The organism is Pokkaliibacter plantistimulans (genome assembly GCF_003194385.1).
GTDB classification, from domain to species: Bacteria; Pseudomonadota; Gammaproteobacteria; order Pseudomonadales; family Balneatricaceae; genus Pokkaliibacter; species Pokkaliibacter plantistimulans.
This window is the reverse complement of sequence record NZ_LAPT01000104.1, coordinates 24,345-46,735: the sequence shown is the minus strand read 5'-3', so window position 1 is coordinate 46,735 and position 22,391 is coordinate 24,345. Positions and strand designations below refer to the sequence as shown.

Annotated in this window: 22 protein-coding genes and 1 pseudogene; 10 read left to right on the top strand and 13 right to left on the bottom strand. The window is 58.5% G+C overall.

Translation table 11 applies throughout. From position 1 onward, the window contains the following. A pseudogene (locus WH50_RS19970) lies at positions 1-210 on the bottom strand (hypothetical protein); the annotation flags it as partial. A gap of 321 nt (positions 211-531) precedes the next feature. On the opposite strand from WH50_RS19970, the gene WH50_RS19965 reads away from it, so the two are divergent. Beyond that, entirely contained in the window at positions 532-1,569 is a 1,038-nt protein-coding gene (locus WH50_RS19965; protein ID WP_110189032.1) for a serine/threonine protein kinase, read from the top strand. After that, positions 1,566-2,114 carry a GNAT family N-acetyltransferase gene (locus WH50_RS19960; RefSeq protein ID WP_165838495.1) on the top strand — a complete coding sequence of 183 codons (549 nt, stop codon included), beginning with the start codon at positions 1,566-1,568 and terminating at the stop codon, positions 2,112-2,114. The genes WH50_RS19965 and WH50_RS19960 overlap by 4 nt, the downstream gene beginning before the upstream one ends. Before the next feature lie 128 nt (positions 2,115-2,242). Here the strand turns inward: WH50_RS19960 and WH50_RS19955 are convergent, their stop codons facing one another. Next, positions 2,243-2,674 carry a potassium channel family protein gene (locus tag WH50_RS19955; RefSeq protein ID WP_243410189.1) on the bottom strand — a complete coding sequence of 144 codons (432 nt, stop codon included), beginning with the start codon at positions 2,672-2,674 and terminating at the stop codon, positions 2,243-2,245. Between the two features lie 311 nt (positions 2,675-2,985). On the opposite strand from WH50_RS19955, the gene WH50_RS19945 reads away from it, so the two are divergent. The 3 genes from WH50_RS19945 to WH50_RS19935 all read left to right on the top strand — a co-directional run bounded on the left by WH50_RS19945 (position 2,986) and on the right by WH50_RS19935 (position 5,706). Next, a complete protein-coding gene (locus WH50_RS19945) occupies positions 2,986-3,759 on the top strand; it encodes a ferredoxin--NADP reductase (RefSeq protein WP_104156110.1) in 774 nt (257 codons plus the stop codon). 280 nt (positions 3,760-4,039) lie between these two features. Then, complete coding sequence (locus WH50_RS19940) at positions 4,040-5,002, top strand: YihY/virulence factor BrkB family protein (RefSeq protein WP_110189029.1); 963 nt, start codon at positions 4,040-4,042, stop codon at positions 5,000-5,002. A gap of 38 nt (positions 5,003-5,040) precedes the next feature. Beyond that, entirely contained in the window at positions 5,041-5,706 is a 666-nt protein-coding gene (locus WH50_RS19935; protein WP_110189028.1) for a glutathione S-transferase family protein, read from the top strand. Positions 5,707-5,717: 11 nt separating this feature from the next. On the opposite strand, the gene WH50_RS19930 is transcribed toward WH50_RS19935, so the two are convergent. Continuing rightward, on the bottom strand, positions 5,718-6,611 hold the full coding sequence (locus WH50_RS19930) for a LysR family transcriptional regulator (RefSeq protein ID WP_165838494.1): 894 nt from the start codon (positions 6,609-6,611) through the stop codon (positions 5,718-5,720). A gap of 144 nt (positions 6,612-6,755) precedes the next feature. On the opposite strand from WH50_RS19930, the gene WH50_RS19925 reads away from it, so the two are divergent. Continuing rightward, the gene (locus tag WH50_RS19925; RefSeq protein WP_110189036.1) at positions 6,756-8,021 is read left to right on the top strand and encodes a D-amino acid dehydrogenase; all 1,266 of its coding nucleotides are present in this window, start codon (positions 6,756-6,758) and stop codon (positions 8,019-8,021) included. A gap of 26 nt (positions 8,022-8,047) precedes the next feature. Here WH50_RS19925 and WH50_RS19920 read toward each other — a convergent pair whose 3' ends face one another. The 6 genes from WH50_RS19920 to exbB all read right to left on the bottom strand — a co-directional run bounded on the left by WH50_RS19920 (position 8,048) and on the right by exbB (position 14,717). Continuing rightward, on the bottom strand, positions 8,048-8,968 hold the full coding sequence (locus WH50_RS19920) for a DMT family transporter (protein WP_110189026.1): 921 nt from the start codon (positions 8,966-8,968) through the stop codon (positions 8,048-8,050). A gap of 89 nt (positions 8,969-9,057) precedes the next feature. After that, positions 9,058-9,897 carry an AraC family transcriptional regulator gene (locus WH50_RS19915; RefSeq protein ID WP_165838493.1) on the bottom strand — a complete coding sequence of 280 codons (840 nt, stop codon included), beginning with the start codon at positions 9,895-9,897 and terminating at the stop codon, positions 9,058-9,060. Positions 9,898-10,252: 355 nt separating this feature from the next. Beyond that, on the bottom strand, positions 10,253-11,911 hold the full coding sequence (leuA, locus tag WH50_RS19910) for a 2-isopropylmalate synthase (RefSeq protein WP_110189024.1): 1,659 nt from the start codon (positions 11,909-11,911) through the stop codon (positions 10,253-10,255). Between the two features lie 501 nt (positions 11,912-12,412). Next, positions 12,413-13,270: an energy transducer TonB gene (locus tag WH50_RS19905; protein WP_104152048.1), complete on the bottom strand. Its 858-nt coding sequence runs from the start codon at positions 13,268-13,270 to the stop codon at positions 12,413-12,415. After that, complete coding sequence (gene exbD, locus WH50_RS19900; protein WP_104152047.1) at positions 13,267-13,695, bottom strand: TonB system transport protein ExbD; 429 nt, start codon at positions 13,693-13,695, stop codon at positions 13,267-13,269. Before exbD ends, WH50_RS19905 begins: the two co-directional genes overlap by 4 nt. A 2-nt stretch (positions 13,696-13,697) precedes the next feature. Then, entirely contained in the window at positions 13,698-14,717 is a 1,020-nt protein-coding gene (gene exbB, locus WH50_RS19895) for a tonB-system energizer ExbB (protein WP_207780406.1), read from the bottom strand. A gap of 256 nt (positions 14,718-14,973) precedes the next feature. On the opposite strand from exbB, the gene WH50_RS19890 reads away from it, so the two are divergent. After that, the gene (locus tag WH50_RS19890; protein ID WP_104152046.1) at positions 14,974-15,447 is read left to right on the top strand and encodes an Lrp/AsnC family transcriptional regulator; all 474 of its coding nucleotides are present in this window, start codon (positions 14,974-14,976) and stop codon (positions 15,445-15,447) included. A 5-nt stretch (positions 15,448-15,452) separates the two neighbouring features. Next, entirely contained in the window at positions 15,453-16,007 is a 555-nt protein-coding gene (locus WH50_RS19885; RefSeq protein WP_110189023.1) for a GNAT family N-acetyltransferase, read from the top strand. A gap of 15 nt (positions 16,008-16,022) precedes the next feature. On the opposite strand, the gene WH50_RS19880 is transcribed toward WH50_RS19885, so the two are convergent. Then, the gene (locus WH50_RS19880) at positions 16,023-17,231 is read right to left on the bottom strand and encodes an MFS transporter (protein ID WP_104152044.1); all 1,209 of its coding nucleotides are present in this window, start codon (positions 17,229-17,231) and stop codon (positions 16,023-16,025) included. Between the two features lie 184 nt (positions 17,232-17,415). On the opposite strand from WH50_RS19880, the gene WH50_RS19875 reads away from it, so the two are divergent. Then, positions 17,416-18,291 (top strand): LysR family transcriptional regulator, encoded by an 876-nt coding sequence (locus WH50_RS19875; protein WP_104152043.1) that lies wholly within the window; start codon positions 17,416-17,418, stop codon positions 18,289-18,291. Between the two features lie 129 nt (positions 18,292-18,420). Here the strand turns inward: WH50_RS19875 and trhO are convergent, their stop codons facing one another. Continuing rightward, a complete protein-coding gene (gene trhO / locus WH50_RS19870; protein WP_110189022.1) occupies positions 18,421-19,419 on the bottom strand; it encodes an oxygen-dependent tRNA uridine(34) hydroxylase TrhO in 999 nt (332 codons plus the stop codon). Positions 19,420-19,928: 509 nt separating this feature from the next. Between trhO and WH50_RS19865 the strand changes: the two genes are divergently transcribed. After that, positions 19,929-20,408, top strand: a complete 480-nt coding sequence (locus WH50_RS19865) for a GNAT family N-acetyltransferase (RefSeq protein WP_110189021.1) — start codon at positions 19,929-19,931, stop codon at positions 20,406-20,408. 52 nt (positions 20,409-20,460) lie between these two features. On the opposite strand, the gene WH50_RS19860 is transcribed toward WH50_RS19865, so the two are convergent. Both WH50_RS19860 and WH50_RS19855 read right to left on the bottom strand, forming a co-directional pair. Beyond that, the gene (locus tag WH50_RS19860; protein ID WP_110189020.1) at positions 20,461-21,216 is read right to left on the bottom strand and encodes a polysaccharide deacetylase family protein; all 756 of its coding nucleotides are present in this window, start codon (positions 21,214-21,216) and stop codon (positions 20,461-20,463) included. Next, complete coding sequence (locus WH50_RS19855; RefSeq protein WP_110189019.1) at positions 21,209-22,354, bottom strand: glycosyltransferase family protein; 1,146 nt, start codon at positions 22,352-22,354, stop codon at positions 21,209-21,211. The genes WH50_RS19860 and WH50_RS19855 overlap by 8 nt, the downstream gene beginning before the upstream one ends. Positions 22,355-22,391: the final 37 nt, after the last annotated feature.

Here is a 22,391-nt window from a genome sequence, read left to right as displayed (position 1 = left end):
AGCGATGCCCTGCAGGCTGTCGATCACCCGCTGCCCCTGTTCACCATCCACTTCTGCCAGTTTGTGCCAGCCCGCCTGATAGCGCGGGTCGTTATATGCTGGATTGCTGTTCGCTGGACTGCTGTTCGCTGGATCGATGTTTGCTGGATCGATGTTTGCTGGATCGATGTTTGCTGAGTTGTTGCTGGGCTGGGTCGGTATCTTGTTCATTGCTCGTTCCTGTCGATAGCGGCAGGCAGCACCTCTGCTCTGCCAGTATTCGCAGCCTAAGACTTAGAGTTAACTCGAGGTCAAGCGCTGAAAAGAGGCTCAGTTACGTTTCGGCATGGGACGCCTTTGGACTTCACTCCGCCCTGCACCTACAATCATCGGCCTGACTAACATGACATTGGCTTTAACAGGCCGGAGCACACGTCATCAGCGCAGCGCAGGCAGCGTATTCTCAGCTCAAGACCCTCTGGGCAGAGATGCTGTCTGCCATGCGAACCTGACCGTTTGCTCCACCTGTTAGCGCTGTAGGCCGGATTACCTATGACCTCCACTGCCCATCCCTATGAAGCCCTGACGCCGGAACTGGTGTTGGACGCGGTTGAAAGCACCGGCCTGCTCAGCGATGCCCGCCTGTTTACCCTCAACTCCTACGAGAACCGTGTCTATCAGGTTGGCATCGAAGAACATCAGCCTCTGATTGCCAAGTTCTATCGCCCGGCCCGCTGGGACGATGCCGCCATCCTTGAGGAACACACCTTCTGTCAGGCACTGCAGGAGCAGGATCTGTCAGTGGTCGCGCCAGCTACCCGGGCGGAACTGGAACAGCGCTACAGCGCGCTGCCTCAGCCGGGCGACGCCGGTCAGACACTGTTTGAGCATCAGGGCTTTCGCTTCTCACTGTTTCGCCGTCAGGGCGGACAGGCGCCGGAGCTGGACAACCCTGATCATCTGTTCCAGCTGGGGATGACCATCGGCCGTATTCATGCTGTGGGTGCCGCCCAGCCCTATGTGGCACGGCCAGCACTGAGCGTGCAGCGCTTTGGCCACGACAGCCGCAGCTTCCTGCTGCAAAGCCCGCTGCTGCCGCGTCACCTGCGTGACCGCTATGACGCTATTTCGGCGCAGCTGCTGGAATTAATCGAGCAGCGTTTTGTCCAAATCGGAAAGGTGGAATGGATTCGGGTACACGGCGACTGCCACCCCGGCAACGTGCTCTGGCGTGATGAACGCCCGCACTTCGTTGACTTTGACGACAGCGTGATGGCCCCGGCGGTACAGGATATCTGGATGCTGCTCAGTGGTGATCACCAGCAGCAATCCCTGCAGCTGATCGAGCTGCTGGAAGGTTATGAGACCTTCCACGATTTCGACCGACGCCAGCTGCATCTGATCGATGCCCTGCGCAGCCTGAGGCTGATGCACTACAGTGCCTGGCTGGCGCGTCGCTGGGATGACCCCGCCTTCCCCATGCACTTCCCCTGGCTGGCACGGGAAGACTACTGGCAGGATCACCTCAACACCCTGCATCTGCAGATTCTGGAGATGCAAAATTCCCGCAATGAATGGTTATTACAATGACAAATCTCGTATATCGACAAGCGCATTCAGAAGACGCGGAAGCCATTGCCAAACTGCATACCCTGAGCTGGCAAACCAGCCTGCGCGGTATTCTGCCCGATGCCTTTCTTGATCAGCAGGTGCCCAATATCCACAAGAGTCGCTGGCTGGAGGTGCTGGCTGGCCGCCCGGCCGATTATCAGGGCAAGGATGATTTTCTCTGTCTCGCCGAAGAGCACGGTGAGCTGATCGGTTTTGTCTACTGTCGCAAGCCGGAAGAGCCCAGCTGGGGCACCCTGCTGGACAACATGCATGTGCAGCCGGAGCTGAAAGGCCGCGGTCTGGGCCGCCAGCTGGCACAGCGTGGTGCACGCTGGAGTCTGGAAGAAGCGGGCAGCAAGAGCATGCACCTGTGGGTATTTGAAGCCAACAAGACCGCCGTGAATGCCTATCTGCGCTGGGGCGGTGAGCGGGTTGAGCGTGAGCTGGAGGAAGTCGCCGGCAATATTCACGCCTGGGTCTATCGTTTCTACTGGGAAGACGTCACCCATAACCTGCTGGCATAACACCAGCCCAACGCCTTACCCCTGACCTGCCGCAGCATGCTGGCAGGTCAGCTGCTGAGCTGTTTCCCGCTGCTTCCCGCTTTTTCTGTTTACCCTGCTCTCTTGCTGCTTTTCTGCTCTTCTTTCATTCACAGCCGCGTTTTCCAGTAGCGCTCCATTTCCAGAAACAGAAAAGACGCGCTCCAGGTCACCAGCAACAAGCCGGTCAGTGACTCGATACCGGTCAGGTAACGCAGATGTCCGGCAGGCTCGATATCACCAAATCCCACGGTGCTGAACACAGTGAAGGAAAAGTAGGCGCAGTCCATCAGTGAACCATCAAAGCTGCCAGTCAGCTGCCCCCAGCCGTCGGTGTGATGCATAAAGAAGTAGGCGATGGCGAAAATCCACACTTCCACCGCATGGGCCACCAGCGCACCCATCACCCCCAGCACGATGCGAGATCGGTGCAACATTCGCATTTTTGGTAACAGCGTGGTCAGTCGATAGAGGAATTCGTAGTGCACGCCGACCGCCAGCGAGACCACCACAGAATTGACCAGAAACACCTCAAACATCATAGATGTACTCTCAAACCCGGCTAATCATTTGATTTATAAGAGCAAGCCTAGACGGCGTTGCGTTTGTCTGCGAGATCGTCAGCACAATGGATGCTCTTGTTTTTATAACCGCTGGCGCTATGAACTGCTGGAATCAGTTCAGCTGATCAACTTTAGAAAAACTATCTATTTTCCATATAAAGGGCCCAGGCATAGAGTGAAGCCCATCTTCTTTGAGCGCGCCTCTTCGCATCAGGAACGACGTCACACTGCAGCAGTCTGCGATGACGTTCTCACCGGGACCCGCGCTCCGACACTTCTCTGAGGTCGCCATGTCAAACCTGAATGTAGAACGCGTGCTCAGCGTCCACCACTGGACCGACAATCTTTTCAGCTTCAAGACCACACGTGACAGCGGTTTTCGCTTCAAGAACGGCCATTTCACCATGATCGGTCTGGAAGTCGAAGGTAAGCCTCTGCTGCGAGCCTACAGTATTGCCAGTGCCAACTATGAGGAAGAGCTGGAGTTCTTCAGCATCAAGGTACCCGATGGCCCGCTGACCTCACGACTGCAGAACATTCAGGTCGGTGATGAAGTCTTTATCGGTCGTAAAACCACCGGCACCCTGATCAACGATCACCTGCTGCCCGGCCGCAATCTGTATCTGCTCAGCACCGGCACCGGTCTGGCGCCGTTCATGAGCATCATCAAGGACCCGGAAGTGTACGACGCCTATGACAAGGTGATCCTCACTCACGGCTGCCGGACCGTGGCCGAACTGGCCTATACCCGATACATCACCGAAGAGCTGCCCGGCAATGAATTCTTCGGCGACATGGTGCGGGAAAAACTGATCTATTACCCCACCGTCACCCGTGAACCGTTCCGCAATCAGGGTCGCCTGACCGACCTGCTGACCTCCGGCAAGCTCACGGCCGATATTGGCCTGCCCGATATCAACCCCGAGCATGACCGCTTTATGCTGTGTGGCAGCCCGAGCATGCTGAAAGAATTCTGCACCATTCTTGATGAGCGCGGCTTTGTCGAGTCACGCCACGGCGATCAGGGCCACTACGTGATCGAGCGCGCCTTCGTCGAGCGCTGAGTTTTCCTCTTTACCCTTCCCTTCGGTCTGGGGCGGCTGACGCCCGGCCCCAGATGTTTTTCTCTCCTGTATACCCGCCTGTCTCCGCACGGCAACGCCCTGCCGGATTTGCCTTCCCCCCCATCCGGACATATAGACTAGAGCCTGGCTGCAATCTTCTGACGACAGATATTCACCCGTTCAGGCCAGCATAGTGCGCCTGTGATCTGCCGCAGATAACCGCGTTACCTCTATTCACTGCACGGCCCTGCCCTGCAGCATTGTTATCCAAGGAACGATTATGTCTGCGGGACGCTCCCTGCCCAGCCTCTGGCACTTGCTGAAAATGACCGCCACGGCCTGGCTGGATGACCGCGCCATGCGACTGGCCGCGGCACTGGCGTATTACTCCATTTTCTCGCTGGCACCGCTGATCATCATTGCCATCTCCGTGGCCGGCTTTATCTTCGGCGAAGCCGCCGCCCGCGGCGCCATCAGTGAACAGCTGACTGAGACCCTCGGCCCGATGGGCGCCTCAGCGGTGGAAAACATGATCAACAGCGCCCGCTCCACCGCTTCCAGCGGGCTGATGGCCGTTGTCGGTATCGGCCTGCTGATCTTCAGTGCCACCGGCATTTTCGGTCAGCTGAAAGATGCCATGAACACCATCTGGGGCATCATGCCCAAACCGGACCGGGGGGTGCGCGGCATGGTGATTGACCGGCTGCTGGCGCTGATCATGGTGTTCTGTATCGGCCTGCTGCTGATGGCTTCTCTGGTGATTACTGTCTGCCTGAGCGCCTTGTCCGGCTGGCTCGGCGATGTGATGCCACTGCCCGGCGCCTTCTGGCAGGCGCTCAACCTGCTGGTCAGCTTTGCCGTTACTACGCTGCTGTTTGCCATGATTTTCAAGATTCTGCCCGATGCCGACATTCGCTGGCTGGACGTCTGGACTGGCGCCGCCATCACCTCGCTGCTCTTCACTCTGGGAAAATGGGGGCTGTCGCTCTATCTGGGGCGGGAAAGTGCGGTCTCCACCTACGGTGCCGCCGGTGCCTTTGTGCTGATTCTGCTGTGGGTACATTACTCGGCCTGCATCCTGTTTTTCGGGGCCGAGTTCACTCAAGTCTATGCCCATGCGCGGGGCCATGAGATACATCCAAATCGCTTTGCCATCCGTATTGATGAACTCACGGCCTACAAGCAGCGACTCAAGGAACAGAAGCAGCACAAGGCCGAACGACAGGCACTACAGAACAGCTGAGCACCGGTCGGTTTCCATCACCCTGACAAGGATCCCTTATGATCATCGTTCATCATCTGGAAAACTCCCGCTCCCTGCGCATTCTGTGGCTACTGGAGGAGCTGGGGCTGGATTACGACATTCGCCTCTACCGCCGTGATCCCCAGACCATGGCCGCTCCCGACAGTCTCAAGGCCATACACCCGCTGGGCAAGGCGCCGATTATCAGTGACGGTGAACTGGTGATCGCCGAGTCCGGTGCCATTATCGAATATCTGCTGGATCGCTATGACGATGGACGTCTGCGCCCCGGTTCGGGGCAGCCGCTGCTGGACTACCGCTACTGGCTGCATTTTGCCGAAGGCTCGCTGATGCCGCTGCTGGTGATGAAGCTGATCTTTACCCGCATGCCTGAAAACCCCATGCCCTTCTTTGTTCGCCCGGTCGCCCGGGGTATGAGCAGCAAGGTGCAGGAGATCTTCCTGACGCCGCGTTTGCTGCCACAGCTGGCACTGATCAACGACACGCTGGCACAACGCCCGTGGTTTACCGGCGAGCAACTGAGCGGGGCGGATATCCAGATGAGCTTTCCCCTGCAGGCTGCCAGCAGCCGGGCAGACCTCAGTGACTACCCCCATATCGGCCGTTTTCTCAGCCGGGTCAGTGAGCAGCCCGCCTATCAGCGAGCACTGGCTCGCGGCGGCAAACTGACCCCTCTGGGTTGATGACGGCCCTGTTAAAGTGTGCTGGCCAGCGCGGGTTTCACCACCCGCGTCAGGCATTCCAGCAACAGCTGCATACCGGGCTGATCCGCTTCTTCTGCACGGCTCATGGCATAGAGGGTAATGCTGATTCTCGGCTCCAGTGCACGACTTGGTAGCGGCGAGCCCATCAGCGTGAAGGGATCAACGATAGCCAGCCCCTGCCCGGCTTCCACCAGCGCACAGGCCAACTGATAGTTCTGCACCCGGGTCTGAATCTGCGGTGGCGGTTGCAGCTGCTGCAGATGGCTGTTGAGCAGACCGCTCATCGGATCATGGCTGTCAAAGCCAATCAGCTTCTGTCCGGCCAGTGATGCCAGACTGCAGGGCTGCTGCAGCTCCTGTTCTGTCCATTGCCCCGGACTGGCAATAACCCGCAATGTCCCCTGCAGCAGGGGCTTCATCAGCAGATTGGGATGCGCCACCGGGTGAAAGGTAATACCGATGTCGGCTTCCTGCAGCACCAGCTTCTGCACGATTTCCCGGCTGTGCTGGGTAGCAATGCTGAGCGGCTGGCGGCTGCGCTGATGCCAGAGCGGCACCACCTGCGGCAGCAGATACTGCGCCAGCGTGGGAATCACCAGCAGCCGCAACGGCCGCTCCAGAGGCTGGCGCAGATTCTGAGCCAGCTGCTGGACCCGGCGCAGCGCCTCGAAGACCTGCGCCACCTCCGGCTCCAGTGTCTTCGCTTCTTCTGTTGCCACCAGCTTGCCCTTCACCCGCTGAAACAGCGCAAAGCCCAGTTGCAGCTCAGCATGCTGCAGCGCCTTGGTCACCGCAGGCTGGGAGATATGCAGCAACTGGGCAGCACCGCTGACCGAGCCGGTTTGCATGATGGCCTGAAAAATCTCGATATGGCGCAAACGCATCGACGGCAAGCCTCCACAACAACGATGGCGGGCAGTATAGCCCATAACTCTGGGTTATAAGCTGCGTGGCAGTATTCATTGGGCAGCCTGCCGTCGGCTGGCCAGAATGGCTGCATTCTCAGCAACGAAACCCACTCACCCATCATGTCTTCACATTGCCTGATCATCGGTGCTGGCGTTATCGGCCTGACCACCGCTTATGCCCTGCTGCAGCGCGGCCACCGCGTCACTCTGGTTGAAGCCTGCCGCGAGGTCGGCATGGGCACCAGCTACGCCAACGGTGGCCAGCTCAGCTACCGTTATGTAGCACCACTGGCCGATGTCGGCGTACCGCTGCAAGCACTGGGCTGGATGCTGAACCGCGATGCCCCGCTGACGTTTCGCCCCCGGCTCGATCTGCAGCAGTGGCGCTGGTGTGCCACCTTCCTTGCCGCCTGCCGGCGCTCGGTCAATCAGCGCAATGGCCAGCGGCTGCTACAACTGGCCTTGCTCAGTCAGCAGCAGTTGCATGCCTGGCAGGCGCAGTCTCCTCTGGCGGATTTCAGCTGGCGCAGTAACGGCAAGCTGGTGGTCTACCGGCAGCCGCAGGCCCTCTCCCGGGCCGCCGCCAGTCGGGTCGCAGCCGACAGTCAGCAGGTGCTGAACCGGCAGCAACTGCTGGCGCTGGAGCCCAGTCTGGCAGGCATGGCAGAGCAGCTGAGCGGGGCGATCTTTACGCCGGGCGATGAGGTCGGTGACTGCCATCTGTTCTGTCAGGCTCTACTTGGCTACCTGCAGCAACAGAACCGCTTCCGGCTGGTGGAGCAATGCCCGGTCAGCGCCCTGACGCAGCAGGCCGGGCAGATTCAGGCGATTGAGACGGACCTCGGCCCGTTGCAGGCGGATCACTATATTCTGACTGCCGGGATGGGCAGTTATGAACTGGCCAAAGCACTCGGCTTACACCTGCCGCTTTACCCGCTGAAAGGCTACAGCCTGACGCTGCCACTGGCTGAAGAGGCAGTCGCACCGCACATCAGCGTGACTGACTACGAACGGAAAATGGTCTATGCCCGTCTGCCCGCGACCGACGCCCTGCCGCAACGCCTGCGCGTCGCGGCCATGGTGGATATCGGTGTACAGGACACCCTGATCACCCCACGGCGCATCCAGAGCCTGCGCCAGCAGGCCACTGCCAGCTTCCCGGCGGCGGGAGACTTTACTCAGGCCCACAGCTGGGCAGGCTTACGCCCGGCAACACCGACCGGTCTGCCCGTCATCGGCGCTACCCGCTGGCGCAACCTGTGGCTGAATCTCGGTCACGGTGCTTTGGGTTTTACCCTGGCCTGCGGCAGTGCCACCCTGCTGGCTGAACAGCTCAGCGGACAACCCACCAGCATATCGCTGAATGGTCTGACGCTCGGGCTCTGACGCCACGGCTGACAGCCCATCCGGCTTTACTCATAGCGCGCCTGAACAGGCTCGCCTGAGCGCTGGCACCATGACAGCAGCGGCCCCGTCAGGATCGCCATCAGTACACAGCCCATGCCCAGCCACTGCCAGAGCAGGATCGGCTCGTCCAGCCACAGCGCCGCCAGCAGCACCGTGGTCAGCGGTGCAACGGCAGTAAAGGGCGCGGCGGCACTGCCGCGAATACGAGCGCTGCCGGCATACCACAGGCAGAACCCCATCACTGTCGGCACCACGGCATAGTACAGCACTGCCCACCAGGCCTGCGCCATGGGCGCCAGCGTCCAGGGTCGCTCGGCCAGTGCCGGTATCGCCGTCAGCAGCAATCCCAATGCGCTCATCAGGGTCGATAATGCCAGCGGGGGAATGGGTTGCTGCAGACGTTGATTGAGCAGGATGAACAGGGCCTCTGCGACTATGGCCGCCAGTATCAGCCCATCCCCGTAAAGACTGCCCGCCTGCACGGAGCCCTGTTGGGCAGGCACCAGCAACAGCATGACCCCCAGTGAGCTCAGAGCCACCGCCAGCCAGGTGCTGCGCCCCGGCTTCTCCCGCAGCAATACCATGGCGACCAGCCCGGTAACAGCCGGAAGGGTGCCGCTGATCACGCCGGCATTGGCGGCCGACGTGTGCGCCATGCCGCTGATCAGCAGCACTGTGTAGGCCACACTGCCCGCCCCTGCCTGACAGATCAGCACCCAGGCATCATGGCAACGGGGGCGTGGCCAGGGCGTGGCGGTCAGCTTCATCAGCAGCAGAAAGATCGGCAAGGCCATGGCAAATCGTGCCGCCGTTGCGGTAAAGGGCGGTAACCCGGCGGCAATCAGACGACTGGCAATCACCGTACTCCCGACCATCATCATGGCCAGCGTCAGATAGCTGTACCCACTCAATTGCGACCTGTTCATGGTGTTCTCCTCCGGTTCGGTATGGAGGCACTGTAGAGAGCGGGAAGATGGGGGTCTTGAATGAAATTGCAGGGTGGAGAGGAGCGAACTCAGGGCTGGCTGCCGATCTGCCCATACAGCCCAGGTGTAATCCCGTACTGGCGCCGAAACAGCCGGGTCATATGGCTCTGGTCGGCGAAGCCCGCCTGCAGCGCCGCGTCCACTGGCTTGTGCCCCTGCAGCAGCAGACGGCGGGCCAGATGCAGACGTTGCTGCAGCAGATAGGCATGGGGCGACAGCCCCAGCGCCTTGTTGAAACTGCGGATCAGATTAAAGCGGCTGACGCCCACCATCGCGGCCAGCTCCTGTAATGAAGGCGCCTGCAGTGGCTCATCGGCCAGCCGCTGGCGTGCCCGCTCCACGGTCGCAGATACCGGCTGCACCGGGCGCGCCTGACTGTGATGCGAGAGCAGATAGACCAGTGTCGTCACGGCGCATTCTTCCGCTGCCAGTCGAGCCGCTTCATCCACTTGTGTCTGCTGGCCCTGCCGGACACAGGTGACACGCCGGAACAGCCGGACAAAGTGCTGCCGCAGCTGCTGATCCTGTGCGACAGGTCGCACCAGACTGATTTCGGCAGAAAACGGCAGCTCCAGCTCACTGGCCAGCTCATGCAGTAACGACGGCTCAAAATACAGCATGCTCCACTGACGCCCTTCCTCGCCCAGTGGCACACCATCATGCACTTCTCCCGGATTCACCATAATCAGTTCACCGGGGCCTGCCTCTACCCGGCCAAAGCCACTGGCGGAGCGCTGGGCACCGCGATGAATCAGCCCGACGCCGTACTGGTCATGACTATGGCGGGGATAGTGACGGTTGCTGTCGACGACCATCGCCTGTGTCCCTGCCAGCAGGGACGGGTGCATGCTGATCTGATGTTTATTCACGTCGCTCTCCATAAGCGGGCCAGCCGGGTGCGCTGAGCAGCCATCCGGATACGTTCACGTTGCAGCCAGAACTGTACAGTGCAACCAGCATGCCACACCCTGTCTGTCATAGGGCCTCGGCAGCCTGCTGGCAAGTGCCCGGAAAGCAACAAGCGGGAGAGCCAAGGCCGTCCCGCTTGTTGTGGTCTTCACAGGCCGGGGCCTGTTTTTACATCAGCTGTATGTTCAGCTTTATCTGGAGGTCATTGGTACACAGCCTTGCCGATCTGCACCACGCCTCCTTGTTGGCATATTGACTGGCGTCTCACCTGCCACAGGCAGGGTGAAGTGTGCCTTGTGCCGAAGCGTTCCTGCCTCAGGCGATTTTACGCAGTGCAGGCACCTGCGCAGCGGCGTTGATGACCGCCTGCAGGGATGCATTTACCACGTCACGACCGATGGCTACACCGCACATACGCTGACCTTCCACTGCCAGCAGGATGTAGGCAGCAGCGCGAGACTCAGTGCCCTCGGTCAAGGCATGCTCGGAGTAATCCAGCACGTCGATACGGATACCGGTTTCGCGCTCCCAGGCATTGGCCAGCGCGGTGATGGCGCCTTCGCCTTCACCGGCAATGTGTACGGCGCCGTTCGGCGTCTGCAGTTCAACACGCAGACTTTCCTGCTGGTCCTGATCCAGCTGGAAGCGCTTGACCTGATAGCCATGGGCAGGCTGCAGGTAATGGCGCTCGAACAGGCTGCGAATCTGATCCGGGCTGATCTCACTGGAGCTCGCTTCGGCTTCGGCCTGAACGCGGCGGCTGAAATCGATCTGCAACCAGCGTGGCAACTGCAAACCAAGATCACGCTCAAGGAGGTAGGTCACGCCGCCTTTACCTGACTGGCTATTAATACGGATCACCGCCTCATAGCTGCGGCCGAGGTCAGCAGGATCGATGGGCAGATAAGCCACATCCCAGTAGTGATCAGGTTTCTCGGCCGCCAGCGACTTGCGGATCGCATCCTGATGGCTGCCGGAGAAGGCTGTGTACACCAGTTCACCCGCATAGGGATGACGCGGATGAAGGGCAATCTGGGTGCAGGCACTGACGGTCGATACGATGGCGTCCATGTCAGACAGATCCAGTTCAGGATCAATGCCCTGGCTGTACAGATTCATCGCCATGGTGACGATATCCATGTTGCCGGTACGCTCACCGTTGCCGAGCAGAGTGCCCTCGATACGATCAGCCCCCGCCAGTACGGCCAGCTCTGCCGCTGCAACACCGCAGCCACGGTCGTTATGGGTGTGAATGGAAATGCTGACATCCTTGCGGCCACGCAGGTTACGGCAGAACCATTCGACCTGATCGGCGAACACGTTAGGCGTACTCACTTCGACGGTCGCAGGCAGGTTGATGATCATCGGACGGCCGGTTTCGCGCCACTCATCAATCACCGCATCACAGACTTCCACCGCAAAATCGACTTCGGTGCTGCTGAAGCTTTCCGGTGAATACTGGAAGCTCCACTCGGTGTGCGGATAACGTTTTGAATACTCACGCACCCAGCGTGCGCCCTGCACCGCAATGGCTTTGACGCCATCCTTGTCAGTGTTGAACACGTACTGACGCTGAGTCGGGTTCACCGAGTTATAGACGTGCACGATGGCCTGTCTGGAACCTTCCAGCGCCTGATAGGTGCGGGCGATCAGGTCTTCGCGAGCCTGAACCAGCACCTGAATGGTCACGTCTTCGGGAATCAGGTTGTTGTCGATCAGTTCACGGACAAAGTCGAAGTCAGGCTGAGAGGCCGCCGGAAATCCCACTTCCACATGTTTGAAACCGATGCGCATCATCAGGTCCCACATCTGCAGCTTTTGTGCAACGGTCATGGGCTCAACCAGCGCCTGGTTACCATCGCGTAGGTCAACCGCACACCATAGCGGTGCCTTGGTCATGACCTGATTAGGCCACTGACGATCAGGCATGTTGATGGTAGGTGCGGGGCGGTATTTGCGATGGTCGTAACTCATGATGAATGTCCTGGTGTTGTCCGTTAGTTGAAGTGGCGCCCCGCTGCTCGGTACTCGACTCGTCGACAGACGACGCGCTGACTTCGGAAAGAATGGGTAGCTCTTCCAGTTACTGACGGTTCGGTGATAACCAATCCTTCAGCCAACTTGCAGTCTCCCGGGTGGAGAGAAAGGGTCGGATGGTGCCTTGTGAGCCCCTGACCAGTCCTGAGCTTCAGTGTTCCGCCGGGGCGGGTTGCTCTGAAGACGGATGTCAGTATACGGATTTTCCAGCAGCAGAAGATTGCTAAAATTGCTGTCTTTTTCTCCACCTGAGCAACCTTTACTATAAAAATTCCTTTTTAAAGGCAGATTATGACCACTCTTTGAAAAATACATATTGCGTATAGCTTTCTACCCTGCCTGCTGAGGTTAAATCTGCCTCCATCCTTATGGCGAAAACAACAACACCCTCGCTGACGGATCAGACGAGGGTGTTGTGGGCTGGCCGTAGGCCAGAATCTAGCGGCGCAGGTTGTAATCGATCGGCACCACCAGCTCATTGGGGATACTGTCAGGCGGTGCCGGTAGCGGACTGGCCTGCTGGATCAGCTCCAGCGCGGCATCATCCAGCAATTCAAAACCGGACGAGGTCTTCAGTGAAGCACTCAGCACCTTGCCAGAACGGTCCATGACAAAACGGACATAGACCACACCTTCCTGACGCCTTACCCGGGCCGCACGAGGATAACGCTTGTGCTTAGCCAGATGAGCCATCAGGTCTCCCTGCCAGCTACGCTGTGCCTGCACCCGTCGCTGCTGCTCACCCGGGTCCACCGCCTTCGGCGCCTTTGGCGTGGCCGGGGGTGCATCCTGTACCGCAGGCGGAGCCGCTTTGGGCTGCTCTTTCTTCGGTGGCTGTTCCTTCGGCTTTTCTACCTTCTTCTCGACTTTCTTCTCTACCTTTTTTTCCACCTTCTTCGGTTTGGGCGGTGGTGGCGGAGGAATGACCACTTCCGGCTTCACCTCCGGTGGTGGAGGGGGCGGTGGCTCAGGCAAGGGTTCAGGCTCGGGCGGTGGTGGCTCCGGTTCGGGCTCCGGCTCAACGACAGGTTCCGGGACCGGCTCAGGCTTGACCACTTCTGGCATCGGCGCCAGCTCGATCATGATGGCTTCCGGTGCCGCCGGTGGATTGGCAGGCAGCGGGGCCGCTTTGACCAGTGGCAGCAACAGTGCCAGATGCACTCCCGCCACCAGCGTCAGGCCCAGCCCCCAGGCACTGGCACGGCGCAGACTCAGCGGCGGCTGGGTTTCAGGCATGGGATTGTGCACCGCAGAAGCTCTGGCTGCTGCGGGGGAAGGGTTCAGCGGTTCTGTCATTGGGCGCTTCCGACCGTCTCCAGACCCACCAGGCCAATTTTCAGATAACCCGCAGTTCGCAGCTGATCCATGACCTTCATCAGCTCACCGTAAGGCACGCCTTTATCGGCACGCAGAAACAGGCGCTGCTGATAATCCTTCGCGGTCACCTTATCCAGCACGGCACCCAGCCCCTGCTCCGGCACCTTCTCTTCACCGACGCTGACACTCAGATCCGCCTGAATGGAGATATAGACGGGTTTATCAGGATGAGGCTGGGGTTGTGCCGACGAGGCAGGCAGATCCACCGGGACACTGACGGTGGCCAGCGGTGCTGCCACCATGAAGATGATCAGCAGCACCAGAATGACGTCGATAAAGGGCGTAACGTTGATCTCGTGGTTCTCACCCAGATCATCATCACCATGATGCAGTCCACCTGCCATGATCAGCTCCCTACTTTACGCAGGGGAGTCACCTGTGGCTGGCGATCCAGATCGCGACTGACGATACGCGCCACTTCTGCGGTGGTATCGGCCATGATGGCGCGGTAGCCACCGATACTACGGGCAAAGTGGTTGTAGATGACGACCGCCGGAATGGCTGCCACCAGACCAATCGCAGTAGCCAGCAAGGCTTCGGCGATACCCGGCGCCACCACAGCCAGATTGGTAGTTTGTGATTTGGAGATACCGATAAAGCTGTTCATGATGCCCCAGACGGTGCCGAACAAACCGACAAAGGGAGAAGTCGAACCGATGGTGGCCAGCACGCCGGTACCGACATTGATGCGGCGTGCAGCGGCGGCTTCGATGCGATGCAGGCGGGATTCGACACGCTCTTTCACCCCACCTTTATCAAAGGCTTCGTGCTTGGCTGACAGCACCAGCTCATACTCGGCCGCCTGCACCATGGAGGCTGACAGGCAGGTGTCATGCTCAACGGCTTTCAGAGCCTCACGCAGCGTGCCGACCTCACCCAGATTGCGCAGGGTGCGGCGAGCGCGTTTCTTCGCTGCAGCAATCTCGATGCTTTTCACCAGTGCGATGGTCCAGGTCACGATGGAAGCAAAGGCCAGACCCAGCATCACTGACTTGACCACCCAGTCAGCGGCCATGAACATGCCCATGGGGGTCAGGTCGTGCGGCAGCATGGACGCCACAGCATGGCTGTCGGCAGCCGCTTCGGGCAGTGACTCACTGGTCTGGGAGAGGTCTTCTGACGCAGAGACTGATCCCTGCATTGGGGTGTCCGCCGCGGAAACAGCATCGCTGGCAGGAGCAGAAATAGTAGTAGAACTGGGAGAGGATGCAGATTCGCTGCTGGCAGGTGCGCTGGTCGATGTAACAGGAGCGGTAAGCGTATCCGATTCAGCGTGGCTCAACGGAGCCAGCACCATGCCAGCACTCAGCCCGATGATCATGGCCCAGTGTTTGGCCATGCCTTTGTTCTGCTCGATATTTTTCATGTGAAATCCCGACGGCGGCAGGGCTGCTGGACGGCTAACCGACGCATGGTCAGTGGCTAATCGAGCTTGCCCATTCGATCCAATAGATTTCACTAATGCTAAAGCTTCTCATTATCCATCACAAGATCAATCTAATGATTGATTCAGAGGGTGTCTTGGATTGCAACCAGGCCCTGACAATGCCTAAAGCACAAAATTGCTTTACCATAGCCAAACGCGCATTAATCTGTCGGCCAGACCGCAGGGAGACCAGAAAATGACATTCAATCGTTATGATCGGCGCATTATGGAAGTACTGCAAAAAGACGGTCGCATGAGTAATCAGGAGCTGGCCGACAGCATTCAGCTGTCTCCTTCGCCCTGTCTGCGACGGGTCAAACGTCTGGAAGAGGAAGGCATCATCGAGGGCTACAGCGCCTTGCTCAATGCCAAAAAGCTCGGTTTGACCCTGATGGCCTTTATCGGTATCAGTATGGATCGTCATACTCCGGAGCGTTTCCAGCGTTTTGAAGAGCTGATTGCCAGTTATCCGGAGGTGCTGGAATGCCACCTGATCACCGGCCAGTCAGCCGACTACCTGCTGAAAGTCATCGTCAAGGATATGGAAGCCTTCCAGCAGTTCTTGCTGAATCGGGTGACCACGATTGAAGGTGTGACCGGGGTGCATTCCAGCTTTGTGATGAAAACCCCTATCAGCAGCACCGCCCTGCCCCTCAACCACCTGACCTGATCACCATGCGATTTGAACTGCTGAGCGAGCGCCACGCGCAAGCACTGCTGGCCTTTGAAGAGAGCAATCAGGCCTGGTTTGAGCGCACCATCGAAGCCCGTGAGCCGGCGTTCTACTCGCTGCAGGGGGTACATGAGCATATTGATGAATACGTGCAGCGTTACCATGAAGGCATGATCTATCCGCTGCTGATAATCAATGAACAGGGCGAGCTGATGGGCAGAGCCAACCTGCGTCGCTCGCTCAATGATCCACGCTACGGTTTCGTCGGCTATCGAGTCGGTGAAGCATACTGCGGTCAGGGCGTAGCCTCAGCGGCACTGAAGCAGCTGATCCGGGCAGGCTACGAGCAGATGCGGCTGGACCATCTGCGCGCCTTTGCCTCAGTCAGCAATATCGCTTCACAGCGTGTTCTGGAAAAGCAGTCCTTTCTGCGCTGCCGCTACGTTCCCCAGCATGCCGTCACTCGTCAGGGGCAGCTGGATGCCTGGGAGTTCGTGCACTTTGCCAGCCTCTGGCGCCGACACTGGCACCGGTGGTTTACCCTCACGCCCGACTGACCTGCTACACGCCCTTCAGCAAGCCACTGCGTTTGTCACCTCACCCGCAACCCGGGTTTTACGGTGCAGATAAAGCGCTGCGCTCAGCGTGCCCACCAGTACCACCAGAGAGCCGATGATCACTCCCGTCCAGCCGCGCCATTCCCAGAAGGGATGCAGATAGATACCGCCGGTACTGGCGCCGGTGTAATAGAACACCAGATACAACGAGCTGGCACTGGCCTTGGCATGCTGGGCGTTACGGCTGACCCAGCTGCTGTTGGTGGAATGGGCAAAGAAGAAGCCGAAGCTGTTGATAAAGAAACCGAGAATAATGGTCCACAGACTTGGCAGCAGGGTGCAAAGGCTACCCAGCATCAGCACCACGATGCCAAATGCCATGCACAGCGGTTGCGGGAAACGTCTGGCAGCACGCCCGGCCAGTGCCGAGCCAAGGGTGCCGGTCAGATAGGTCAGGAACAGCATGCCCAGAAAGCGCGGTGACAATGAGTACGGCTCATCGCCCAGCACAAAGGTGATATAGCTGTACTGATTGATAAAAACAAAGAAGTTGAATCCACCGATCAGATAGGCCGTCAGCAGGATGGGATTACGCAGGTGATCAAGCATATTGCCGAGCATGGTGCGCAGATGGAACGGCCGCGCCTGAAAGTTGCTGGAGCGTGGCAGCAGGAAGGCAAAGCTGAGCCACACCACCAGACTGACACCTGCAATCACCAGGAAGGTATTGGCCCAGCCCAGACTTTCACCGGCAAAACCACCAATCAGACGACCACCTATGCCGCCCAGGGTATTGGCACCGATATACAGACCGACAGCGGTCATCAGTGCTTCCTTGTCGAATTCGTCTCCCATATAGGCCACCGCAATCGCGGGCAGCCCGCCGAGGAAAAAGCCCTGTACTGCACGCAGCCCCAGCAGCATTTCGTAGCTGTTAGTCTGTGACAGCGCCAGCGTCGTCACTATGACCCCTGCCATGGTGATCAGCATGATGCCACGACGGCCCAGCACATCTGACAGGGGGCCATATACCAGCAGTGATAGCCCCAGCGTCAGGGTGGACACGGTAAAACTGTAGCTGGCGGAAAGGGGAGACACCTGAAAGTCAGCCGCCAGCATGGGCAACAGTGGCTGGGTGACATAAAGGTTGGAGAAGATCATAAAGGAACCCAGGCACAGAGCCAGGGTGGCACGCCAGTAAGCGCGACTGCCTGCTTGAATCATGATGGCGGTCCTGCGGTAGTGAAGCAGCCCGAAGACAGGGCCTGCGGCACACTATATCGACCCCCTTTTCATAATAAAAATATATGCAAATTATGATTAGGATAATAAAGTTTTATATTCTGTACGGATGCGACAGTCTGCCCGATGCAGACCAGACATCTCCCTGCACTGACGGGCCCGTACCATGGAACTCAAACCTCTGCGCTACTTCTATGAGGTCGCACGCCTCGGCAGCTTTACCCGCGCGGCAGAGCTGCTCAATCTCGCCCAGCCGGCAGTCAGCATGGCGATTCGCAAGCTGGAAAATGAACTGGAGCTGACCCTGTTCCATCGTCACGAACGCTCCATTGCCCTGACTGACGAGGGTAAATGCCTGTTCGCTCAGGCGGAAAAAATCCTGCAGGTGGTGGCCGATGCCGAGCTGGAAATGCAGGAGCTGAAGGGACTGAGTCGCGGCGAAGTGCGGGTGGGTATCCCCAGCATGCTGGGTTCGTTCCACTTCCCTCCGATACTGATGGCATTTCGCCATCGTTATCCCAATCTGACGTTCTCGGTACAGGAAGGCGGCACCTGGCAGCTGCAGCAGATGCTGGAAAAGGGCGAACTGGATCTGGCCGTCATCGAGTCTGAAACCATTTCCGACATTCTGGAAGCCAGGACGATCCTGCGCGAGGAAATGCGCGCCACGGTCAGCCGCGAACACCTCTTTGCCGAGCGCAGCTCAATCACACTGCAGGAGTTCTTCACCGAAGAGCTGGTGATGTTCAAGCCTGGCTACTTTCACCGCAAGGTACTGGACAGGCTGGCCAAGGAAGTCGGCTGTACGCCGAACATCAGTTTTGAAACCAATCTGGTGCCGCTGATCCGCTCTATCGTCAAACAGGGTTTCGGCATTTCCACCCTGCTGAATATGGCAGTGGCGGACGACCCTGATCTGGTCACGGTTTCCTTTGCGCCGCCGATCTTTCTTGATCTGTGCATCGCCTGGCGCAAGGACGGCTATCTGTCGCGGGCCAATCGGGCGTTTGTGGAGTTCCTGCTGGAATCGAGCAGGATGTGAGCCACGACAGCAACAAGAAAGGACAGAAACAAGAGAGGACAGAAACAAGAAAGGGCACATCACGTGCCCTTTCTGCTCTGGATCATCGGTGCTTACTTCAGATCCTGCATACGTCCTTCAGCTTGATGCTTACGCAGGCTGCCCCTGCTCGCTCAGCGCCTTCTGATGCTCACGCCATGCCTGCTTTTCACGGCGGCGCTCTTCGATGGTGTGTTTCACATCACCCCCCAGATGGGTTTCGCCACGCTTGGCGGCCAGTTGCATCTGCTTTTCGCGCTCTTCGAAACGGGTCAGCTGCTGCTCGCTCAGTTGATCGTGGCACTGGTGGCAACTGACACCAGCCTTGTATTCAGGGCGTAGCTTGTCAGCTTCGGTGATCGGACGACGGCAGGCATTGCACTGATCGTACTGGCCTTTTTCCAGCTTGTGATTGACCGCTACACGGTTATCGAACACAAAGCATTCGCCTTCCCACAGGGTGTCAGCTTCAGGAACTTCCTCCAGATATTTGAGGATGCCACCTTCGAGGTGATAGACCTCCTCAAAGCCCTGTTCCTTGAGGTACGCGGTGGATTTTTCACAACGAATACCACCGGTGCAGAACATCGCCACTTTCTTGTGCTTGCCCGGATCGAGGTTCTGCTTCACGTATTCAGGGAACTCGCGGAAGGTTTCGGTCATCGGGTTGATGGCACCTTTGAACGTACCGATCTGCACTTCGTAGTCGTTACGCGTGTCGACCAGCAGTACGTCCGGGTCAGAAATCAGGGCATTCCAGTCCTGAGGTTTGACGTAGGTTCCCACCACTTTGTTAGGGTCAATACCCTCAACCCCCATAGTGACGATTTCACGCTTGAGTTTGACCTTGGTGCGGTAGAACGGCAGCACCTCGGTAAAGGACTCTTTATAGGACAATGCAGCCAGACGAGGGTCGGACTTCAGCCAGGCCAGCAACGCATCAATACCTGCGCGGGAGCCGGCCACGGTACCGTTGATACCTTCTTTCGCCAGCAACAGGGTACCGCGGACTTCGTTGCTCTCCATCACATCCAGCAATGGCTGACGGATGGCTTCAAAATCATCCAGAGCGACGAACTTATACAGCGCACAAACAACAAACTGTGACATCGAACTTCTCCATGCGGTCTGGAACGTAAAACCAGAGCACGACAGCGGGTTAGCAGGCACTCACAATCTCGCAAAGCCGAGCCGGTCTTAACCTATGACCGACGCCAGGCAAAACGTGAGCACCTGTTCAGAAAGGCGCGCATTCTACCTGCTTCTCTGCCTCAGTCCAAGGCTAGCACTACAACGATTGGTTATTTTACGACCAGATGTAACTTGCCCGCGACCTGCACCTGCGCTACCTGAAAAATGGCGTGATCCCTCGCTACAAAGCCCGTTCGTACCGCTTCCCCGCTGCGTTTTTTGCTCTATGCTAAGTGAATCTGGCGTTTCGTAACGAACCACAGATTTTGCCGTCATCAGTGGCCAGCCAGCGCTCCTTGTCTGAGCCTGTGTCAGCCCAGTAATGATCTTTTCAGGCAGACCTCAGCAACCCCAGCGGACCCGTACGGGAAGTGCGTACCGTCCTGACACTGAGTAAACCTTTAGCCTTGTTATATAGGAAGTGAGAAATGATACGCGCCTATCTAGCATCGGATCGGACGGCCATAGAAGCGCTATGGGAAGATACCGCCAACGAGATCAGTGCTTTTTACCACCCCGCCTGGCGTAGCTACGAACGCTTACAACAACTGGATCAGGTGCTGGAACAGGGAGAAACCTGGGTGTACCTGCATCAGATGCAGGTGGTGGGATTTATCAGTCTGGTCGATACCGAAATTGTCTGCCTTTGCGTCCAGCCCGAGCTGCGCGGCAAAGGCATCGGCTGTACCCTGCTGAATCATGTGCGCCAGTTCTTCCCGCACCTGCAGGCAGTCATCTATGAATCCAATCGACAGGGCCGCCACTTCTATGATCGCTACGGCTTTGTTACCCAGCGCCGCTTTACTCAGAATCAGGACGGTCAAGCGCTGCTGTTGATGCAGTATCACCCCCACACCACGTTTGACACGGGCTTCCCATCCTTCGAGTTACCGATGCAGCTGCACTGAGCACTTCAGCCAGACAGGCATGCTGACAGTGGCGGGCTGGCGCTTTTTCACGCTAGCCCGCTGGTAACAGGTCCGCAATCCAGCCTACGCCAGCATCGTTCAGCACCTTCAACAGCTGGCGAGTAAAGCGCCAGGCCGCGGCATCCATGACCAGATGATGAGTCATGATGCCGGTTGGCTCAGCCGCATCCACCAGCCCCAGACGTCGCTGTTGCAGATGGGTGATCAGCGCCGTGAGCGTGTCCGCTTCTCCGGCGAAGTGAGCAGACGGCTTCCACTTCAGCACATCCACATGGACATTCACCTGCGTCAGGCCATCCACCTCTGCCGCATCGCGCGGACCCAGAGTAGACAGACCTCGCAACCCGACCTGATCATGCAGATAGGGTCGCAACGCCGGGGTATAGCGATTCCATGGCGGCACCAGCACAGGCTGAAAACGCCCGGCAAAGTGCTGCTCCAGCAGCTCCCGCCCCTGACGCAACGCATCAATCATGACGGCAAGGGGCCGATGCGCGCCCAGCTCATGCTTACGCTCGGTTGGCGGTGCATGATTGGTATGATCAAACCCATGCTGCACTATGCCCACCAGGCCATGTCCTTGCACGGCTGTCGCCAGTGACGGCTGCACTTTCGCCGGCACGGCGGCCAGCAACACAGGCACCTGCAGCTCATCACTGATCTGCAACAGATGCTGAAGCTCAGGCACATCCGCTTCGGCATCGTCATCCCGCCACCACAGCGTTGGCCGACGATGTTGCCTGGCCCACAGCCGCAGCTCCTGCTCCAGGCTTTGCCAGTCAGCCATGGCGTTGCTCCAGCAATGTGCGAATAATGTCACCACTGCGCCGGGCACCAGCCAGTTGCAGCGACAGCTCGGGAGAAGACTGATGAAGGTTAGTCACCGTCTGGTCAATCACCCTGGCCAGATACTCGGGCTGCAATTGCTGCTCCCGCACCATGGCGCAGATGCCCAGGGCCTCCAGCTTGGCGGTACGGGTAATCTGTTCGGTCTCGCCCTTGCCTTCAAACGGCACGATGACACTGGGAACACCTGTCAGCAGAATATCCATCAGGGTGTTGTACCCCCCCTGCGAGATGGACAGTGCTGCATTAGCCAGCAGGCCACGGAAGTCGCTGCGAATAGGTTCGAGGATCACGCCATCCGCCGCCAGCAGCTGTAATGTGGCTATCTGATCAGCCGGCAGATTGGGGCCAATCAGAACGCGCCAGCGATGTTCACGCAGCACGGTCAGTGGCCGGGCCAGCAAGGCCGCCTGCATGATACCCAAACCAACGGCGCCGCCACCGGCAGAGACGATGACTTCATGCTGCCCTTCAGCTGCCGGAGTTACGCTGGTATCCGTCACATAGCCGGTGTAATGCAATGGAATGTTCAGCTGGTCACACAGACTGAAGCTTTCCGTCAGTGGCACAAAGTCCTGCTGACCATGCACCAGCACACCATCAAAATAGCGCTCCAGCAGCTTCAGTGCTTTTTGCTCTTTCTCCACCGGACGACGCTGCAGAATGTCCCGCGCCGATGACAGGATCAACGGGCGCGGTGACATGTTATGTGCCTGCTGCAGCAAGGGATCAAGTTCAAAGCGCAGCTGGCCACGCCCGAAAGGGTAGCTCTCGATCAGCAACGCATCGGGCTGAATCTGCTCCAGCGCCTGCAGCAGCAAGGCCCGACGGTGAGCCTTGAAGTCGTCATCCAGGGCCTTGCCCTGCTCGTCCACCAGACCACTGAACTGCGCATCTGCAGCGCGAATCGCCGGCAGGCTGATAACGTTGGCCTGACCAAAATCGATACCTGCTACCGCTTCACCACCCTGCACCACCCAGACGTCCAGCCCGGCTTGCTGCATGCCCAGACTCAGCTGTGCGGCACGCTTGATATGGCCAATGCCCAGCAGATGCTGGACGTAAAACATTACCCGCATGGTCTTTCCTAAGCTGTGGGTCCGTTGCCCTGAACGT

Excerpts from the sequence above, each read along its gene's own strand:
- WH50_RS19885 (WP_110189023.1), top strand. The coding sequence starts at position 15,453 with ATGCGATTTGAACTGCTGAGCGAGCGCCACGCGCAAGCACTGCTGGCC.
- leuA (WP_110189024.1), bottom strand. The coding sequence starts at position 11,911 with ATGAGTTACGACCATCGCAAATACCGCCCCGCACCTACCATCAACATG.
- WH50_RS19930 (WP_165838494.1), bottom strand. The coding sequence starts at position 6,611 with ATGCGTTTGCGCCATATCGAGATTTTTCAGGCCATCATGCAAACCGGC.
- WH50_RS19880 (WP_104152044.1), bottom strand. The coding sequence starts at position 17,231 with ATGATTCAAGCAGGCAGTCGCGCTTACTGGCGTGCCACCCTGGCTCTG.
- WH50_RS19860 (WP_110189020.1), bottom strand. The coding sequence starts at position 21,216 with ATGGCTGACTGGCAAAGCCTGGAGCAGGAGCTGCGGCTGTGGGCCAGG.
- WH50_RS19925 (WP_110189036.1), top strand. The coding sequence starts at position 6,756 with ATGTCTTCACATTGCCTGATCATCGGTGCTGGCGTTATCGGCCTGACC.
- WH50_RS19875 (WP_104152043.1), top strand. The coding sequence starts at position 17,416 with ATGGAACTCAAACCTCTGCGCTACTTCTATGAGGTCGCACGCCTCGGC.
- WH50_RS19955 (WP_243410189.1), bottom strand. The coding sequence starts at position 2,674 with ATGATGTTTGAGGTGTTTCTGGTCAATTCTGTGGTGGTCTCGCTGGCG.
- WH50_RS19855 (WP_110189019.1), bottom strand. The coding sequence starts at position 22,354 with ATGCGGGTAATGTTTTACGTCCAGCATCTGCTGGGCATTGGCCATATC.
- WH50_RS19865 (WP_110189021.1), top strand. The coding sequence starts at position 19,929 with ATGATACGCGCCTATCTAGCATCGGATCGGACGGCCATAGAAGCGCTA.
- WH50_RS19935 (WP_110189028.1), top strand. The coding sequence starts at position 5,041 with ATGATCATCGTTCATCATCTGGAAAACTCCCGCTCCCTGCGCATTCTG.
- WH50_RS19905 (WP_104152048.1), bottom strand. The coding sequence starts at position 13,270 with ATGACAGAACCGCTGAACCCTTCCCCCGCAGCAGCCAGAGCTTCTGCG.
- WH50_RS19945 (WP_104156110.1), top strand. The coding sequence starts at position 2,986 with ATGTCAAACCTGAATGTAGAACGCGTGCTCAGCGTCCACCACTGGACC.
- WH50_RS19940 (WP_110189029.1), top strand. The coding sequence starts at position 4,040 with ATGTCTGCGGGACGCTCCCTGCCCAGCCTCTGGCACTTGCTGAAAATG.
- WH50_RS19960 (WP_165838495.1), top strand. The coding sequence starts at position 1,566 with ATGACAAATCTCGTATATCGACAAGCGCATTCAGAAGACGCGGAAGCC.
- exbD (WP_104152047.1), bottom strand. The coding sequence starts at position 13,695 with ATGGCAGGTGGACTGCATCATGGTGATGATGATCTGGGTGAGAACCAC.
- exbB (WP_207780406.1), bottom strand. The coding sequence starts at position 14,717 with ATGAAAAATATCGAGCAGAACAAAGGCATGGCCAAACACTGGGCCATG.
- WH50_RS19965 (WP_110189032.1), top strand. The coding sequence starts at position 532 with ATGACCTCCACTGCCCATCCCTATGAAGCCCTGACGCCGGAACTGGTG.
- trhO (WP_110189022.1), bottom strand. The coding sequence starts at position 19,419 with ATGTCACAGTTTGTTGTTTGTGCGCTGTATAAGTTCGTCGCTCTGGAT.
- WH50_RS19920 (WP_110189026.1), bottom strand. The coding sequence starts at position 8,968 with ATGAACAGGTCGCAATTGAGTGGGTACAGCTATCTGACGCTGGCCATG.
- WH50_RS19890 (WP_104152046.1), top strand. The coding sequence starts at position 14,974 with ATGACATTCAATCGTTATGATCGGCGCATTATGGAAGTACTGCAAAAA.